This window comes from Variovorax sp. Varisp46 (assembly GCF_059491885.1).
On the sequence record NZ_CP168515.1, the window covers coordinates 2,136,699 to 2,153,446 of the forward strand.

A 16,748-nucleotide genomic window follows, 5' to 3' on the forward strand; every position below is an offset into this window, starting at 1 on the left:
TCATGGACAACTCCGACTACGCACTTTCCATCGACGCGCCGATCTGCCGGTATGTCGACCTGGACAGCTTCCCTGCGCTTCCTCCCGCGCAGATCCTGTCGGAGGAAGAGTGCGCGCGCGCCGCCAGCTTGCGGTTTCCCATCGACCGCCAGCGTTTCGTGGCCGCACACGTCGCCCTGCGGCAAGCGCTCTGCGAGTACACCGGCCTGCATCACGCTGCACTGCACCTGGCCACCGGCTCGTTCGGCAAGCCCTCGCTGTCGGGCCATACGCGCACCCAGTTCTCGCTGAGCCACAGCCAGGGCCTGGCGCTGGTGGCCATCGGCGGGCGCGGCCCTCTGGGCGCGGACGTCGAACTGCTGCGCGCGGTGCCCGACGCGGCGGTGCTTGCGGCGGAATATTTCACGCAGCGCGAACAGGAAGCGCTGGCCGCCCTGCCCGCGCACGAGCGCGACAAGGCCTTCCTGACCTGCTGGACCCGCAAGGAAGCCTGCCTGAAGGCCATCGGCGTCGGCCTGCTGGTGTCGTCGCAGAGCTTCGAGGTGGGCATTGAACCGGACTGCCGCAACGTCGAGCTGCTGGTGGCCGGCCGCATCCTGCGGCTGGTTCTGGGGCCGGCGCCCACGCGGCTCGACTGCGTGGGCTCGCTCGCCGAATGGCGCCAGACCGAAGCCCGCGCCAGCCGTTCGGGGCGGTTGCTGGAGGCGCACGCATGAGCCGCCGAGCCGTTCTCAAGGCGAATACCGCAGCGCGTAGCGCGGAGGTTATCCAATGACTCGGTTCACGCCACTCATGTTCGGGCCGGCCTCGCGCCAGATCTTCGGCGTGTTCCATCCGGCCGAGGAAGACCGGGCCGAGAACACCGCCGTGCTCCTGTGTCCACCGTTCGGGCAGGAGGGCCTGCGCACCCATCGCTTCTTCAAGGTGCTGGCCGAGCGTCTCTCGCGGAACGGCATCGCCACGCTGCGCTTCGACTTCTATGGCTCGGGCGATTCGCCGGGCGACGAGAACGAGGGCGAACTCGACGGCTGGCGCCGAGACCTGTGCTCGGCGCACGAGGAACTGCGACGCCGCGCGCCGGGCGCTGCCATCGTGTGGGTCGGCGCCCGGCTCGGCGCCACCCTGGCCGTGCTGGCCGCGCGCGGCGGACGCTGCGACCCGGTGCGGCTGGTGCTGTGGGAGCCGGTGATCGACGGGCGCCGCTATGCGCGGCTGCTGCGCGAACAGCACGTGGCCGCCATCGACACCACCTTCTGCATCCCCGACCGGGCCTGGCACCGCAGCCTGGCGCAGGAGCCCGATGCCGTGCCCGAGGAAGCCCTCGGCACGGTGCTCTCGCCCGCGCTGCGCGCGCAGCTGGCGGCGCTGGTTCCCGAATCACTGCCGCTCACGGCGCTGCACGACACGCTGGTACTGGCCGAGCCGGACGACGAACGCACCGCGCAATGGGCCGCCGACCAGCAGTCGCGCCACATGCCGGTTCGCCTTGCGTACTTCCGGCACCAGCTCGACTGGACCTCCGACCCCTACCCCAACAGCGCGATGGTTCCGGCCGACGCGCTCAACCGCCTCCAGGGGGCTCTCCATGAATGACGCGACACAGACACCGGTGTGCTTCGGCCCGGGCGACGCGCTGATGGGCATGCTCACCGCGCCCGCGCAGCAGGCGCCGGGCGACGTCGCCTGCCTCATGTTCAACATGGGCGCCAACCACCGCGTCGGGCCGCGCCGCATCAACGTGAAGCTGGCGCATGTGCTGGCCGCGCGCGGCGTGAGCAGCCTGCGCTTCGACCTCGGCGGCATCGGCGACAGCGATGCGCTCGACACTTCGCCCGATCTGCAGGCCCGTGCCGTGCACAGCCTGCGGGCCGCCATGGACGCCAGCGAACGCATGCTGGGCGCCCGGCAGTTCGTGATCGTCGGCATGTGCTCGGGTGTCGAGCATGCGATGCTGGCAGCCGCGGCCGACCCGCGCGTGGTGGCGCTTTCGCTGTTCGACGGCTTCGCCTTCCCGGAGCGGCGCGCCCGCTGGGAGCGCAACGTGCGCCGCGCGCTGGCCGCGCCCGCGCACCCGTCCTTCCCAGGCAAGGCCAAACGCTGGCTTCAGCGCCACCTCCTGCCCAGCCATTCGACGACGCCGCTGCCGGGCTTCTTCGCGGAGAAGCGCACACCCGAGGTCAATGCAGCCTGGTTCGGCGCCACCCTGCGGCGCCTCGTCGAACGCCAGGTGGCGGTGCAGTTGCTGTATTCGGGGTCGCTGCACGTCTGCGACCACGGCCGCGACCAGCTCGGCGCCTTCGCCCGCCAGCCCTTCACGCAGGCGCTGCAGTACGAATTCATCGCCGAAGCCGACCACACCGTCTGCACGGAACAGGGACAGCGGCTGTTCCTCCAGTCCGTCGGCTAGGGGGCCGCCGACCGCTGCTTCGGCGCAAGCACCGAGCGCCGCAGCCAGAACCGTCCGATGGCGGCTGGCGCCGACCGGGCCATGCCCGCCACCCTGGCCGCGCCCTGACGCACGGCTCAGCCCCTTTCACCCAGTCGTTCCCCATCCACCCACCGTCAACCGGCCGTCAAGGAGATCACCATGCAACGCCCCGATCCAGCGACGCAGACATGCGGCGCACGCGCCCTTCCAGCCAGAGCCCGCGCTCTGGCACCGGCACAGGTCGATGGCCGGCTGCGATGGCTGGGCCTGTGCCTGCTGCTGTCGCTGGGACTGGTCCTGCTCTCCGGCTGCGCGCCGGGCTTCGGCGGCGTGGGACCGCTCGGCTTCACCAGCACCACGGGCGACAGCACCGCCTCGGCCGACAGCGGCAAGGTCATTCCGATCACGCCCGACCTGATCCGCTCGCAGATGGCGCAAAGGCCCAAGACCACGCCCGACGGCATGAAGCGCCTGCTGGCCGCGCCGCCGGTCTACACCATTGGGCCCGGAGACGTGGTCGGCATCATCGTCTACAACCACCCGGAACTGCTGCCCAACGCCGGCGCGGTGATCGCGCAGCAGACCGACCCGACCGGCGTTGCCGTGGCGCCCGGCTTCATCGTCGACGCCAAGGGTGAGATCAGCTTTCCGTTCATTGGGCGTGTCAAGCTGCAGGGCCTGACCGAAAGCGGCGCGTCCGAGCTGGTCGCGCGGCGCATCGGGACCTACATCAAGGAGCCGCAGGTCTCGGTGCGCATCCAGTCGTTCCGCAGCCAGCGCGCCTACGTGCAGGGCGAGGTGCGCACGCCCGGCCTGCAGATCTTCACCGACGTGCCGATGACGCTGTCCGAAGCCATCGGCCGCGCCGGCAGCTTCACGCAGAGCGGCGACCGCTCGCGGGTCACGCTGACGCGCGGCGGCGTCTCGACGGTGATCGACCTGCCGATGCTCCAGTCCATGGGCCTGGACGGCAACAGCATCGCGCTGCGCAACGGCGATGTGGTGAATGTCGGCTCCCGTGACGACAGCCGGGTCTTCGTGATGGGCGAGGTGCGCGGCCCCGGCGCGCTGCTGATGCGCAACAACGGCCGCCTGAGCCTCAACGAGGCGCTGGGCGATGCCGGCGGCCCCGACTTGCTGTCGGCCAGCACGGGGCAGATCTACGTGGTGCGCAACGCGCCCGACAACCTCGACACGCAGCAGATCTTCAACCTCAACGCGAGGAACCCGGCAGCTCTGGCGCTGGCCGACCGCTTCGAGCTGCAGCCGCGCGACGTGGTGTACGTCGACCACGTGCCGCTGGTCACCTGGAACCGCGTCATCAGCCTGATCCTGCCGTCCGCCCAGGTCGTCAACCTCGGCCGCGACACCGCTCGCCGGTAAGCACGCAGCCTCGCCCCGCAACACGAAAAGGTGAACCCCATGAACGCGCGCTGGCAACCTTCGCTTCCCGCACCTGCGGCTTCCCCCATGACGGTGATCGAGACCACGGCCTGGCCCCGGGAGTCCCGGTTCCACGAGTACCTCGACATCCTGATCGACAGCCGCTGGCTGATTGCCTCCATCGCCGCGCTGGCGCTGCTGGTGGGCGTGGGCTACGCGCTGTTCGGCCCGCGCATGTACGAGGCCAACATCCTGATCCAGGTGGAAGACCCCGACCGCTCCGGCGGCAACTTTCCCGGTGACGCCAACGGCGGCGGGGGCATCAGCGTGAAGACGCCGACCGCCGGCGAGACCGAGATCCTGAGATCGCGCATGGTGCTGGGACAGGCGATGGAGAACACGCGGCTGTACATCAGCGCGAAGCCGCGCTACATACCGGTGGTGGGCGAGTTCATCGCTCGGCATTCGAGCCAGCTCTCCAGCCCCGGCGTGCTCGGATATGGCAATTTCGTCTCGGGCACCGAGCGGATCGCCGTCGCGCAGATGGATGTGCCGAGCGCTTTCGAGGGCAAGAAGTTCACGCTGATCGCGGGCAGCGAAGGCAACTACACGCTGACCAACCCGGACCTGGAAACGCCGCTGAAGGGCACGGCCGGCGTGCCGCTGGAGGCCTCCGTGCCCGGCGGCACCCTGCACCTGCTGGTGGGCTCCTTCGAAGCCCGGCCCGGCGGCGCCTTCGAGCTGGTGCGCTACTCGAAGCAGCTCACCCTGCTGGGCCTTCAGAAAGACCTGCGCGTGGTCGAGAAAGGCAAGCAGTCCGGCGTGATTGACGTCAGCCTGCAGGCCCCGAACCGCGCCCAGCTGGCCGACGTGCTCAACGAGATCTCGCGCCTCTACCTGCGCCAGAACATCGACCAGAAGACGGTGCAGGCCGAGCGCGCGCTGGCCTTCCTGGGCACCGAGCTGCCCAAGTTCAAGCAGCAGCTGGAGCAGTCGGAAGACGCCTACAACCAGTACCGCAACCAGAACGGCACCATCAGCCTGGACGACGAGGCCCGCAATGCCCTGTCGCAGAACGTGGACCTGCAGGCCAAGCTGCTCGATGCGAAGCAGAAGCGGCTGGACCTGGCAAGCCGCTTCACCGCCGCGCACCCCGACCTGAAGACGCTGGACGCGCAGATCGCATCGCTCAAGAAGGAGCTCGGCTCGGTTGACGGCCGCATCCGCCGCATGCCCATGCTGCAGCAGAACTCGCTGCGCATGCAGCGCGACATCAAGGTCAACACCGACCTCTACGCCACGCTGCTGAACAGCTCGCTGCAGATGCGGCTGGCCAAGGAAGGCAAGGTTGCCAACGTGCGCGTGCTCGACCTGGCGCTGCTGGCCGAGAAGCCGGTACGGCCGAAGCCGCTGATCGTCGTCGCGCTGGCGCTGGCGGGCGGCCTGTTCCTCGGCGGCGCCGCGGCGATGGCCCGCAAGAACCTGAAGCGCTCCATCGGCAACCCCGGCGACATCGAGGCCGTTACCGGCCTGCAGGTGTACACCTCGATCCCGATGAGCACCCAGCAGCGCGTGCTCGACCGCGCCGTTCGCAAGGGCAAGCCCGGCATCAAGGTGCTGGCGGCGCTGCACGTGGAAGACCCTGCGCTCGAGGGCCTGCGCCGGCTGCGCACTGCGCTGAAGTTCGTGACGATGGGAGCGCCCAACAACCGGGTGCTGATCTCGAGCGCCACGGCCGGCGCGGGCAAGACCTTCGTGTCGTCGAACTTCGCCACGCTGCTGGCCGCGTCGGGCCAGCGCGTGCTGCTGATCGACGCCGACCTGCGCCGCGGCAAGCTGAGCCAGGAGTTCGGCCTGCAGGGCAAGGAGGGCCTGGCCGACGTCATCGCCGGTGGCGTGCCGCTCGAGGACGCCATTCACCAACATGTGCTGCCGCATCTGGACGTGATGGCCGCGGGCACCCTGCGTCCGGACCCCGCCTCCATGATGACCAGCGACACCTTCGCGCACACGCTGTCGACGCTGTCCGCGCGCTACGACATCGTGATCGTCGATGGTCCTCCCGTCCTGCTCGCGTCCGAGACCGCCGCGATGGCGCCGAGCATGGGCACGGTGCTGCTCGTGGCCCGCGCCGACGAGAGCGAGCTCGGCGAGCTGGTGGAAAGCGCCAAGCGGCTGGCTCACGTGGGCGCGGCCTTCCACGGCGCGGTGTTCAACGCGGTCGACGCCTCGAAGCGCCACTCCCGCAGCTACAGCTACGGCTACTACGCCTATGCCCCGACCCGCCGCGAACCCACCTACGCGCTGGACACGGCCGACACCGTCATGCCCAAGCGCATCCAGCCGGAGCACGCAGAATCATGAACACGCTGCGATCGACATCCTCCACCGGCCGAAGCGCCGGTGGCACGGCGGCCAACACGGCCGCATACGGGCCGCTGGGCGGAACGCCCTCGCTGCGCCGCGCCAAGCGTGCGGCCGACATCCTGATGGCCGGCTCGTTCTTCCTGTTCTTCGGCTGGGCCTACGCGCTCATCTGGCTGGGCGTGCTCTACACCTCGGGCGGCCCGGCCATCTACATGCAGCCGCGCTACGGCAAGGACGGCCGCGTCTTCAAGTTCTACAAGTTCCGCTCGATGGTGGCCAATGCCGACGCGGTGCTGGCACGCCACCTGCGCGACAACGAGGCCGCGCGGCGCGAATGGGCCATGTACCAGAAGCTGCAGAACGACCCGCGCATCACCCGCTTCGGTGCCTTCCTTCGCAAGTACAGCATCGACGAGTTCCCGCAGTTCTGGAACGTGCTCAAGGGCGACATGAGCATGGTGGGCCCGCGCCCCTGCATGTTCGCGCAGAAGGACCTGTATGGCGAGTACTGGGACCACTACCGCGCCGTGCGCCCGGGCATCACGGGCCTGTGGCAGATCAGCGGGCGCAACGAGATCAGCTACCGCCGGCGCGCGGCGATGGACGCGGAATACGTGGCCCATCTGTCGCTGTGGCGCGACTTCGTGATCCTGCTGAAGACCTTCGGCGTGGTCGCCGGCGCACGCGGGTCCCGGTAGCCGGCTTCGATTCCGTCTCCCTTGAACTTCATCAACCCCTTCACGAAAGCTCATATGCGAATCTTTGTTGCAGGTCATCGCGGCTTGGTGGGTCAGGCGACGGCAAGGCGGCTGCGCGAACTGGGCCACGACGTGGTGACACGAACCCACAGCGAACTCGACCTCCTCGACCAGGCGGCAGTGGCCCGTTTCTTCGCGACGGAGCAGATCGACCAGGTCTACCTGGCAGCCGCCAAGGTCGGCGGCATCCACGCCAACATGACCTACCCCGCGCAGTTCATCTACGAGAACCTGACGATCGCCACCAACGTCACGCACCAGGCCTTCGTGTCGGGCGTGAAGCGGCTGCTGTTCCTCGGCTCCAGCTGCATCTACCCGCGCATGGCCGAGCAGCCGATCCGCGAGGAGTACCTGCTCAACGGCAAGCTCGAACCCACCAACGAGCCCTATGCGATCGCCAAGATCGCGGGCCTCAAGCTGTGCGAGAGCTACAACCGCCAGTACGGGGCCAGCCACGGCATCGACTACCGCAGCGTGATGCCGACCAACCTGTACGGCCCCGGCGACAACTACCACCTGGAGAACAGCCACGTGGTGCCGGCGCTGATCCAGCGCTTCCACCTGGCCAAGATCAGCAACGCGCCCAGCGTGCTGATCTGGGGCAGCGGGCGCGCACGGCGCGAGTTCCTGTACGTCGACGACATGGTCGAAGGCTGCCTCGAGGTGATGAACCTGTCGCGCGCCGACTACGACCGGCAGACCGACGCGATGCGCGGGCACATCAACCTCGGCACCGGCGAAGACGTGTCGATCGCCGAGCTCACCGAGCTGATCAGCGAAGTCGTGGGCTACACCGGCAGCATCCGCTACGACCTCGCGCAGCCCGACGGCGCGCCGAGAAAGCTGCTGGACGTGTCGCGCGCCGCCAGCCTCGGCTGGCACGCGACCGTGCCGCTGGCAGAGGGGCTTCGCCGCACCTACGCCGACTACCAGAAGGCGCCCCGGCCACTCGAGGAAAGCAACCCGGTCCAGGCGCACGTGCACGCCTGAACCGTTCCAACCCATCCATCGACCCACCCACGGCAGGCCCGCCATGCGAACCCTCTCCTTCTGGTCCGGCATCGTCTGCGCCATGCTGTGCGGCCTGGTCGATCCGGTGTGGGGCTATGCGGCGGTGTTCGCGCTGTCGCTGATCCAGCTCTCGATGTTGGGCTCCTCCGGCGGCAGCGTGTTCCTGCTGATCCACTACGCGACGATCCTCACCTACTTCTCGATCGCGCCGGCGATGCAGATCTCGCAGGACGTCGAGTTCTGGGAGGCCGGCGTCATGCGCACGGACGCGTACACCCAGGCGCTGATGCTCCTGTTGCTGTACATGGCCGGCGTGGAGGCCGCGCGGCTGGGCGTGCCCGACGCGCCCGAGCACCTGCCGGGTGGTCACGACCGGCGGCTGGTCGGCGTGGCCCACCCCCTTCTTCTGTTGCTGAGCTGCTCGCTGGCCGCCTTCGCCTCGCTGTTCATCAGGCCCGAACTCAACTTCGTGGCGCGCGGCGTCGTGGGCGGTGCCAGCGGTGAAGACAACGTGCCGATCGACTACATCTTCTATTCCACGCTGCCCAAGCTGGTGGTTCTGCTGTGCTTCGTGGCGCTGGCCATCCACGCGGTGCGCCGCCGCACGCTGTGGTCGTGGTGCGCGGCGGGCCTGGCGTTCGGCCTGGCGCTGGCCGCGGCCAACCCGGTGAACACGGCGCGGCAGGTCCTGCTGATCGGGCTGCTGCCGCTGCTCATCCATGGGCTGGGGCGCGGCCGGCGCTGGCTGCTCGCAGGAGTGATCTTCGGTTCCATCGCCGGCCTGGGCCCGGTGCTGAACCTGATCTCGCGCGGCAGCATGTGGGGCGAGGAGCTCACGACCTTCCCGTTCAGCCAGGACTTCGACGCCATGTTCGTTGTCGCGGGCATTCTGGAGCGCGCGCCCATTCCGGACCTCGGCTGGGGCCGCTACCTGCTCTCGGCGTTCTCTTTCTTCCTGCCGCGCGACCTGAAAATGTTTCCCGACTTCGACCCGCTCGGCTGGTCGGCCATCCTCGGCAACTTCTCCCAGAGCAACCTGTCGCTGCCGCCCTTCACCACGGCGTACTTCGACTTCGGCCTGGCGGGGCCGGCGCTGTTCGGCTTTGCGATCTCGGCGGGCTTTCGCATGGTCGACCGCGCCATCGATCCGAACCGGCCGCTGTCGGGCGCCTACCTGTCGGCGCTGGTGCTGCTCGCGGCCTACGTGCCGTTCATGCGCGGCCCGATCCTGGGCTGGGGTCCGTTCGCGGCTTCGGGCCTGATCGCCGCTCTCATTGCCGGCGCCCTGAGTTCCCGCGCCCGCCGCCCGCTCCCGCGCGCCGTGCGGCATGGCCTTCCGAGTGCATGAAGAGGGGCATCGCCATGGCCACCTACCTCTACTACGACACCGTGCGGCTCAACAAGGCGGCCGGCGGCGTGCTCAATGTGTCCGAGGTGCTGCTTCGCCACATGCGGCTGTCGCAGGACGACCGGGTCGAACCGGTCAGCGAGCGGCATCCGCGCCTGTTCGCCCTGGCGCAGCGCCTGAAGATCAGCCGCTTCATCCTCGACACGCTGCTCTACAACTTCCACTGCCTGCGCACGCTGTTGACGGGGGAGCGGCTGTACTCACTCTTTCCCAACTACTTCCTGCCGGTCACGCTTTTCGGGCGGCACCGCAATTCGATCGTCATCGTCCACGACCTGCAGTACAAGGCCTACCCGCAGTACTTCAAGCGCAGCAAGCGCCTCTTCCTGGACTGGAGCCTGTGGCGCGCGGCACGCAGCGCGGCGGACGTGGTCTTCATCAGCCGCAGCAGCCAGCGCGACTTCGAGCGCCACTTCGGCCGCTGCGAGCATTCGACAGTCATCTTCAACCCGGTGGACGCGCCCCGGGTCGCCGCGACGCCCGCCGCGACGCCGAACGAGCGCTACCTCATCGCCGCCTACCACTACTACCCGCACAAGAACTTCGGCGGCATCCTCACGCTGTTCGAGCGCATGCGGCGCGCCGGCCTCGTCGACTACCTCGACATCACCGGCAACGGCGCGGCCGAGGTCGAGCGCATGGTGGCCGCGCTGGCGCCCGAGGTGCGCGGCTTCGTGCGGCACCGGGGGCTGGTGTCGCGCGACGAACTGCTGCGGCTCTACCAGGGCGCCACCGCTTTCATCTCGCTGTCCACCTTCGAGGGCTTCAACCTCTCGGCGGCCGAAGCGGCGACGCTGGGCGTGCCGCTGCTGCTGTCGGACATTCCGGTGCACCGCGAGTTGTTCGAGGGCTACGGCTTCTTCGTGGGGAGCGCTTCCAGCGACCCCTTCCGGCTCGCCAAGCACCTTGCCCACCACGAACGCACGCATCCGGTATGGGCGCATGCCGCCGCCTGCGCGCCCGCCACCATCGCGGGCCGCTACCTGATGCTCAAGCGCGGCACGCTGTCGCTCGCCAGGGCCATGCCATGACGAAGCGGCCGCTCCGCGCCATGCGATTTCTCGCGGCGCTGCTGTCGTTCCAGCTGGCGGCACTGCCGCTGGCCGGCCGTGCGCAGCCTGCGGGCGGCCCGGTGCCGGGCTTCGGCGTGATGGTGCATTACCTGCCCGACAAGCAGTCGATCAGCGAGATCGGGCGCTTCGACGTCGAAGCCTTCGCGTCGGCACTGGCGGACATGCGCGCCTCGCACCTGATCCTGACGCTCGGGCAGAACAACGGCCAGTACATCGCGCCCAATGCCGCGCTCGAAGCGCTCTGCCCGGCCAGCGCAGGCAACCGTTCGCCGCGCGACCTGCCGATGGAAATCGGCCAGGCGCTTCGCAGCCGCGGCATTGCGCTGATCCTCTACCTGCCGTTCCGCGCGCCGCAGGGCGACCGCGCGCTGATGGAATGCCTGGGCGACGTGTCCGAACAGGAGCCGCCGCCCGCGCGCTTCATCGCCGCCTGGTCGAGCGTGATCCGCGACTGGTCGGAACGCTACGGCTCGCTCGTGAGCGGCTGGTGGTTCGACGGCACCTACAACACGAAGGGCATCACGCCGGCCGGCTGGGAGCTGCTGTGCAGCGCAGCCCGCGCGGGCGGGGGCAACCGCTGGCTGGCCTTCAACGCGGGGGAAGGCGCGGAGCACTTCAGCGCGAAATCGGCGCCCTGCCAGAACCTGATGGCCGGCGAGTACATGCAGCCGCCCGCGCGTCTCTCGGCCCCGCCGTCGGAGCTGGCGCTCCACGTGCTCACGCCGCTGAGTGCCTCGTGGGGCCGCGAGGCGCCGGCGCGCTTCTCGGCCACGCAGCTGCGCAACTGGATCTCGGAAGCGGCCGCCGCGCGCGGCCTCTTCACGCTGGACATGCCCGTCGATGCCACCGGCCGTTTTCTTCCCGCGCATGTCGCGCTGATGAAGAGCGTCACGGCGCGCACCCCCTGAATTCAACGAGTGCTGTCACATCCCCTCACCCCTCAAACAAGAGCCATGAATCCATCCTTGCCCTTCATCGTCGTGGAAGACCGCCAGAACAAGACGCTCGCGCTGTGCCGCGAATCGGCCGCGCTGGCCGGCGAGCCGCTTCTCGTGCTCTCAAGCACCGACGCCGGCCCGGCCTACGAACGCTTCTGCCGGTCGTACGTGCATCTGTCGAGCAACTCGCCCGAGTTCGAGAAGATCTGCTTCCGGCGCTACTTTCTTCTAGCGCGGTTTCTGGAATCCAACCCGGAAGTGCGCGAGTTCACGCTGATCGACAGCGACGTGCTGCTCTTCCAGGGGGCCGGGCCGCATGTCGCCCGGCTCGCGGGCAAGGCCGATTTCTCGGGTTCCTGCATGCAGACCTCGGACGGCTGGAACCACTGCCAGATCTCGCCGCACGTGAGCTACTGGACCGCGAACGGCCTGCGCCAGTTCGTGGCCTACGTGCTCGACTGCTACGCCACCCCGTCGGGACGCAGGAAGCTGCGCGAGATTGCCGCGCGCTTTGCCGCGCGAGGCGTGCGCGGCGGCGTGTCGGACATGACACTGCTCTACCTCTGGGCCCACGCCACGGGCAACGACGCGCCCATCAACCGCGTGCTCGACGGCACCGTCATCGACCACAACATCAACGGCATGCACAACCAGCTGCAGCGGGAGTTCAAGGTCCTGGGCGGCGCCAAGCGCATCGCGTACCGCGAGGGCAAGGCCTGGCTGACGAGCACGACCGGCGACATGACGCGCGTGGTGGCGCTGCACTTCCAGGGCAGCGCCAAGATGGCCATGCCCTACGCACTGCGCGGCCACACGTACGCCGTGGCGGTCGTGACCTTCGTGCTGCAGATGGCACGCCGCGCCAGGAACAATGCGTTCCGGGCCGCGGCGTTCGCGCGCCGGGTCTTCGACCCGCGCCGCGCGCCCCGCGCCTCGGCCAGCAAGCAACCGTGAACCGGCCTGCGCCATGAAGCACTTCAGCCCGCAACTCGCACTGCCCGGCGCCCGCATGGCCTGGCTTTCGGGCGTGGGCGCGCTGGCTTCGCGGCTGTATGTGTACCTGTCGGGTTTCCTGGCCATCTTCCTGATGGCGGCGAGCATTTCCCCGGCGCGCTTCGGCGAGTACTCCATCTACCAGTCGGTCATGGAAGTGGCGCTGGTCGTGGGCACGCTGGGCAGCTCGCTGCTGTTCTCGCGCAATGCGGCCACCGTACCGCCGGGCGTCACGCGCGGCGACGTGGTGCGCACGCTGGCCATCGGGCTGCCGCTGGCCGCGATGCTGGCGACCGTGATCCTCGCGGTGCAGCACATGCCGGTGGGCGACGCGCCCTTCCTGCTCGTGATTGCCACGCTGGCGGTCTTCGCATTCAACAGCCTGCGCCTCTCGTTCAGCCGCGGCCTCGGCCACGCAGGGCTGCTCAACCTGGAGACCGGCATCCGCTCGACCATCCTGGTCGCCGGCGTGGGCCTCTGCGTGGCGGTGCGCTTCGAGCTGGGCGTGGCGCACCTGCTGCTCATCAACCTGTTCGCCGTGGTGGTGGTTCGCCTGGCCATCGGCCTGCCGGGCAACGGAGCGGCGCCACCGGCCGGGCGGGCTGCGCTCGGGCTGGCGTCGCAGGCCGGCGCAACGATGTACTCGCTGCTCATGTTCCTGCTGCGCAAATCGGACCTGCTCATCGTGGCGTACTTCATGCCGCTCGGCTACGTGGGGGCCTTCAAGATCGCCTTCCTGCTGGCCGAGGCGCCGTCGCAGTTCGTGCAGGCTTTTCTCGTGACGAAGACACCCGCGATGCTGGAGACGGATGCGCACAACTTCTCCGCGGAAAAGCTGCGCCTCGCGAAGTATTCCTTCCTGCTGGGCTGCGGGCTCTTCGTCGGGCTAGCCGCCCTCATCTCGGTGGCTGCGCCGCTGCTCAAGCTGGGCAACGAGGCGCGCTCCATCTTCCTGTGCATTGCGCCGTACTTCCTGCTGCGCACCTACACGATCCATCACGAAATGGTGCTCTCGCTGAAGACCTCGATGGGGTCGCTCGGCCGGTGGGCGCTGCTGGAGGTTGCCCTGCGGCTGGCGTCCTACGTCGCGGTGGCGGCGATGTTTCCGGGCAAGCCGCACTACGTGTTCTTCATCGCCTGTGCGACCGACCTCGCGCTGTACGAAACACGCATGCGCCTGCATCTCGGCTTCTTCCCCCTGCTGCGCCTGCTGGCGCGGAGGCAGGCATCGTGAAGATCCTCCTCTACTCGATGAACTTCGCGCCCGAGCTGGCCGGCATCGGCAAGTACTCGGGCGAGATGGCTGAGTGGCTGCACGGCCGCGGACACGAGGTGCGGGTGATTGCGTCGCCGCCCTTCTTTCCGCAATGGTCGGTGTTCGAGGGCTACTCGGCGTGGAGCTGGCGCAAGACTGGCTGGAACGGTGTCACGGTCTGGCGCGCGCCCACCTGGGTACCGTCGAAGCCCCGTGCGCTGGGGCGCATCGGGCACCTGCTGTCCTTCACGCTGTCGAGCATTCCGTCACTGCTGGCGCAACTGCGCTGGAAGCCCGACGTGGTGTTCGTCGTGGAACCGCCCATTTCCTGCACGCCGGCCGCCCTGTGCTTTGCGAAGCTGCTCGGCATCCGGTCGTGGCTGCACATCCAGGACTACGAGGTGGACGCGGCATTTGACCTCGGCTGGGTGCGCGGCGAACGGGTGCGGCGCTTCGCGCTGGCGGCCGAGCGCTGGCTCATGCAGCGGTTCGACCGGGTCTCGAGCATCTCGTCCACGATGTGCGCCAAGGCCCTGGAAAAAGGCGTGGACGAGGCCCCACTGGTGCTGTTTCCGAACTGGGTCGACGTGGAGGCCATCCAGCCTGTCGCAAGGCCGGCGGTGGCCGAAGGTGTGCCGCCGCAGGGCTATCGGGCCGAGCTGAACATTCCGGCCGACGCAGTGGTGGTGCTCTATGCGGGCAGCCTCGGCAGCAAGCAGGGCATCGAGCTGCTGGCCGAGGCGGCGCGCCTGCTGATCTGCTCTCACGGCATCCACTTCGTGTTCTGCGGCAACGGACCGAGCCGCGCCTCGCTGATGGACGCCTGCGTCCGGCTGACCAACACGCATTTTCTCGACCTGCAGCCGGCCGAGCGATTCAACGAACTGCTGGGCATGGCCGACATCCACGTGCTGCCCCAGCGCGCCGATGCCGCGGACCTCGTCATGCCGTCGAAGCTCGGCGGCATGTTCGCGAGCGGCCGCGCCGTGATCGTCACCGCGCACGCCGGCACCGCGCTCAGCGAGGCCGTATGGGGCCGCGGCGTGGTGGTCGAGCCTGGCGACGCGGCAGCGCTGGCCGATGCCATCGAACAGCTCTCCATGTCGCCCGCGACGCGCGATCTGCTGGGCTCGGCCGGCCGCCGCTTCGCGGAGGAAGAGCTGGACCGCGACACCATCCTGCTGCGCCTCGAAGAGGAACTGCAGCGCTGCATCGCGCGCTGACGAAACGCGCCGCACACCAGGACCACGACCATGCGCGCACCCAGAATTCTCGTGACCGGCGGCGCCGGATTCATCGGCAGCCATACCTGCGTGGCGCTGATCGCGGCGGGCTACCTGCCGGTGGTGCTCGACACGCTCGTCAACAGCGACGCGCGTTCGCTGCAGCGGGTGGCGTGCATCACGGGCGTCGAGCCCGTCCTCGTGTGCGGCGACGTGCGCGACGCGGTGGCGCTCGACCGGGTGTTCGCGGCGTACGACGTCGCAGCGGTGGTGCATCTCGCCGGCCTGAAGGCGGTCGGCGAATCGATGGCCGACCCGGTGAGCTACTACGACGTCAACCTCGCCGGCACGCTGGCGCTGGTGCAGGCCATGGACCGGACCGGCGTGCGCACGCTGGTGTTTTCCTCGTCGGCCACGGTGTACGGCGACTCGCAGCCCTCGCCGATCGCGGAAAGCGCGCCGTACGCTGCGGTGAACCCCTACGGCCGCACCAAGGCAATGGTGGAAAGCATGCTGGCCGACCTGGCTCGGGCCGACGCGCGCTGGAGCATCGCCTGCCTGCGCTACTTCAACCCCATCGGCGCGCACGAAAGCGGGCTGCTCGGCGAGCGGCCGCACGGGCCGCCCAACAACCTGATGCCCTACATTGCGCAGGTCGCGGCCGGCCAGTGCGAATGCCTGGTGGTGCATGGCGCCGACTACGACACCGTCGACGGCACCGGCGTGCGCGACTACGTGCACGTGATGGACGTGGCCGAGGGCCACGTGGCCCGCCGGCCCGGCATTCTCATGGCCAACCTCGGCACCGGCCGCGGCGCGTCGGTGCTGGAGGTGGTGTCGGCCTTCGAGCCCGCGAGCGGCCGCCGCATCGCGCTGCGCATCGGGCCGCGCCGACCAGGAGACGCACCCGCCTACTGGGCCGATGCGCGCGGCGCCTGGCAGGCCTTCGGCTGGCGCGCGCGCCGCGACCTCGACCAGATGTGCGCGGACAGCTGGCGCTGGCAGGCCGCGAATCCGCATGGTTTCGACGACCCGGCACCGGCCCATGCCTCGGGCCTGCCGCGCTTCCAGGACAACACCAGCACGAGCATCAACTCCAAACCGGGACACAGCCATGCCTGAAAACGCATCCTCATCTCCTGGCGAGCAGGCCGCTGGCCGCTCGGGGTATCCACCGGGTGTCTGCGCGCCCGCCGCGCCGCTATGGCCCGGCTTCCTGAGGGGGCAGGAAAACGCGCCGGTGCGCGTGCTGCTCGTTGACGACGACGAGTTCATGCGCCGGGTCATCGCGCAGGAACTGCTGTCGGACCTGCGCATCCAGCTCGAAGGCCAGGCCGGCAGCCTGCGCGACGGCCGCCGGCTGCTCGTCACGCACGAGTTCGACGTGTTGATGGTCGACCTGCGGTTGGGCGACGGCAGCGGCTTCGAGCTGATCCAGGAGGCCCGCGAACTCCACCGCGCGGGAGAGATCATCGTGATTTCCGCGATGGAGGACGAGGCGCACGTGCTGCATGCCTTCGAACTGGGCGCCACCGGCTACCTGCTGAAGGACGCCTGGCTGCAGAGCTTTTCCCAGGCCGTGCTGCAGGTGGTCAACGGTGGCGCGGCCATCACGCCGCGGCTGGCGCGGCGGCTGCTCTCGCGACTGATCCATCGGCCCGGCAACATGCCGCCGTCGGTGGAGCCGCCCGCGCGCGAGGCGACACTGACGGCCCGCGAGTGCGAGATCCTGCGCTGCGTGGCGCGCGGCCACGTCACCGACGAGATCGGCACCAAGCTCGGCATCTCGGGCCAGACCGTCAACGCGCACATCAAGAACATCTACAAGAAACTGCACGTGCATTCGCGTGCGCAGGCCGTGAGCTACGCGGCGTACTCAGGGCTGATCTGAAGCCCTCGTCCCACTCCCTC

Annotated in this window: 15 protein-coding genes; all 15 read left to right on the plus strand. The window is 69.0% G+C overall.

Going from position 1 to position 16,748, the window contains the following annotated elements; translation table 11 throughout:
* The first annotated feature begins 2 nt into the window (after window positions 1-2).
* The 15 genes from ACEN9N_RS10045 to ACEN9N_RS10115 all read left to right on the plus strand — a co-directional run bounded on the left by ACEN9N_RS10045 (window position 3) and on the right by ACEN9N_RS10115 (window position 16,728).
* Window positions 3-716 carry a 4'-phosphopantetheinyl transferase family protein gene (locus ACEN9N_RS10045; protein ID WP_495655993.1) on the plus strand — a complete coding sequence of 238 codons (714 nt, stop codon included), beginning with the start codon at window positions 3-5 and terminating at the stop codon, window positions 714-716.
* A gap of 55 nt (window positions 717-771) precedes the next feature.
* Window positions 772-1,593 (plus strand): serine aminopeptidase domain-containing protein, encoded by an 822-nt coding sequence (locus tag ACEN9N_RS10050; RefSeq protein ID WP_007832123.1) that lies wholly within the window; start codon window positions 772-774, stop codon window positions 1,591-1,593.
* Complete coding sequence (locus ACEN9N_RS10055) at window positions 1,586-2,407, plus strand: alpha/beta hydrolase family protein (RefSeq protein ID WP_495655994.1); 822 nt, start codon at window positions 1,586-1,588, stop codon at window positions 2,405-2,407. Before ACEN9N_RS10050 ends, ACEN9N_RS10055 begins: the two co-directional genes overlap by 8 nt.
* Window positions 2,408-2,587: 180 nt before the next feature.
* On the plus strand, window positions 2,588-3,811 hold the full coding sequence (locus tag ACEN9N_RS10060) for a polysaccharide biosynthesis/export family protein (RefSeq protein WP_007832127.1): 1,224 nt from the start codon (window positions 2,588-2,590) through the stop codon (window positions 3,809-3,811).
* A gap of 39 nt (window positions 3,812-3,850) precedes the next feature.
* Window positions 3,851-6,175 (plus strand): polysaccharide biosynthesis tyrosine autokinase, encoded by a 2,325-nt coding sequence (locus tag ACEN9N_RS10065; RefSeq protein ID WP_495655995.1) that lies wholly within the window; start codon window positions 3,851-3,853, stop codon window positions 6,173-6,175.
* Window positions 6,172-6,876 (plus strand): sugar transferase, encoded by a 705-nt coding sequence (locus tag ACEN9N_RS10070; protein WP_413311828.1) that lies wholly within the window; start codon window positions 6,172-6,174, stop codon window positions 6,874-6,876. The genes ACEN9N_RS10065 and ACEN9N_RS10070 overlap by 4 nt, the downstream gene beginning before the upstream one ends.
* 54 nt (window positions 6,877-6,930) lie before the next feature.
* On the plus strand, window positions 6,931-7,926 hold the full coding sequence (locus tag ACEN9N_RS10075) for a GDP-L-fucose synthase family protein (RefSeq protein ID WP_042673190.1): 996 nt from the start codon (window positions 6,931-6,933) through the stop codon (window positions 7,924-7,926).
* 43 nt (window positions 7,927-7,969) lie between these two features.
* Window positions 7,970-9,295 carry a hypothetical protein gene (locus ACEN9N_RS10080; protein ID WP_495655996.1) on the plus strand — a complete coding sequence of 442 codons (1,326 nt, stop codon included), beginning with the start codon at window positions 7,970-7,972 and terminating at the stop codon, window positions 9,293-9,295.
* A 14-nt stretch (window positions 9,296-9,309) separates the two neighbouring features.
* Complete coding sequence (locus ACEN9N_RS10085) at window positions 9,310-10,386, plus strand: glycosyltransferase (protein ID WP_413311826.1); 1,077 nt, start codon at window positions 9,310-9,312, stop codon at window positions 10,384-10,386.
* Between the two features lie 20 nt (window positions 10,387-10,406).
* The gene (locus ACEN9N_RS10090; protein ID WP_413311825.1) at window positions 10,407-11,336 is read left to right on the plus strand and encodes a hypothetical protein; all 930 of its coding nucleotides are present in this window, start codon (window positions 10,407-10,409) and stop codon (window positions 11,334-11,336) included.
* A gap of 45 nt (window positions 11,337-11,381) precedes the next feature.
* A complete protein-coding gene (locus ACEN9N_RS10095; protein WP_495655997.1) occupies window positions 11,382-12,320 on the plus strand; it encodes a hypothetical protein in 939 nt (312 codons plus the stop codon).
* 13 nt (window positions 12,321-12,333) lie between these two features.
* A complete protein-coding gene (locus ACEN9N_RS10100) occupies window positions 12,334-13,593 on the plus strand; it encodes an MATE family efflux transporter (RefSeq protein ID WP_413311822.1) in 1,260 nt (419 codons plus the stop codon).
* The gene (locus ACEN9N_RS10105) at window positions 13,590-14,837 is read left to right on the plus strand and encodes a glycosyltransferase WbuB (protein WP_495655998.1); all 1,248 of its coding nucleotides are present in this window, start codon (window positions 13,590-13,592) and stop codon (window positions 14,835-14,837) included. The genes ACEN9N_RS10100 and ACEN9N_RS10105 overlap by 4 nt, the downstream gene beginning before the upstream one ends.
* 30 nt (window positions 14,838-14,867) lie before the next feature.
* A complete protein-coding gene (galE, locus tag ACEN9N_RS10110) occupies window positions 14,868-15,959 on the plus strand; it encodes a UDP-glucose 4-epimerase GalE (RefSeq protein WP_495655999.1) in 1,092 nt (363 codons plus the stop codon).
* Window positions 15,952-16,728 (plus strand): LuxR C-terminal-related transcriptional regulator, encoded by a 777-nt coding sequence (locus tag ACEN9N_RS10115; protein WP_007832138.1) that lies wholly within the window; start codon window positions 15,952-15,954, stop codon window positions 16,726-16,728. The genes galE and ACEN9N_RS10115 overlap by 8 nt, the downstream gene beginning before the upstream one ends.
* Window positions 16,729-16,748: the final 20 nt, after the last annotated feature.

What these genes read in the sequence shown, in the direction of transcription:
- ACEN9N_RS10045 (WP_495655993.1), top strand. Translation starts at nt 3, where the DNA reads ATGGACAACTCCGACTACGCACTTTCCATCGACGCGCCGATCTGCCGG.
- ACEN9N_RS10050 (WP_007832123.1), top strand. Translation starts at nt 772, where the DNA reads ATGACTCGGTTCACGCCACTCATGTTCGGGCCGGCCTCGCGCCAGATC.
- ACEN9N_RS10055 (WP_495655994.1), top strand. Translation starts at nt 1,586, where the DNA reads ATGAATGACGCGACACAGACACCGGTGTGCTTCGGCCCGGGCGACGCG.
- ACEN9N_RS10060 (WP_007832127.1), top strand. Translation starts at nt 2,588, where the DNA reads ATGCAACGCCCCGATCCAGCGACGCAGACATGCGGCGCACGCGCCCTT.
- ACEN9N_RS10065 (WP_495655995.1), top strand. Translation starts at nt 3,851, where the DNA reads ATGAACGCGCGCTGGCAACCTTCGCTTCCCGCACCTGCGGCTTCCCCC.
- ACEN9N_RS10070 (WP_413311828.1), top strand. Translation starts at nt 6,172, where the DNA reads ATGAACACGCTGCGATCGACATCCTCCACCGGCCGAAGCGCCGGTGGC.
- ACEN9N_RS10075 (WP_042673190.1), top strand. Translation starts at nt 6,931, where the DNA reads ATGCGAATCTTTGTTGCAGGTCATCGCGGCTTGGTGGGTCAGGCGACG.
- ACEN9N_RS10080 (WP_495655996.1), top strand. Translation starts at nt 7,970, where the DNA reads ATGCGAACCCTCTCCTTCTGGTCCGGCATCGTCTGCGCCATGCTGTGC.
- ACEN9N_RS10085 (WP_413311826.1), top strand. Translation starts at nt 9,310, where the DNA reads ATGGCCACCTACCTCTACTACGACACCGTGCGGCTCAACAAGGCGGCC.
- ACEN9N_RS10090 (WP_413311825.1), top strand. Translation starts at nt 10,407, where the DNA reads ATGCGATTTCTCGCGGCGCTGCTGTCGTTCCAGCTGGCGGCACTGCCG.
- ACEN9N_RS10095 (WP_495655997.1), top strand. Translation starts at nt 11,382, where the DNA reads ATGAATCCATCCTTGCCCTTCATCGTCGTGGAAGACCGCCAGAACAAG.
- ACEN9N_RS10100 (WP_413311822.1), top strand. Translation starts at nt 12,334, where the DNA reads ATGAAGCACTTCAGCCCGCAACTCGCACTGCCCGGCGCCCGCATGGCC.
- galE (WP_495655999.1), top strand. Translation starts at nt 14,868, where the DNA reads ATGCGCGCACCCAGAATTCTCGTGACCGGCGGCGCCGGATTCATCGGC.
- ACEN9N_RS10115 (WP_007832138.1), top strand. Translation starts at nt 15,952, where the DNA reads ATGCCTGAAAACGCATCCTCATCTCCTGGCGAGCAGGCCGCTGGCCGC.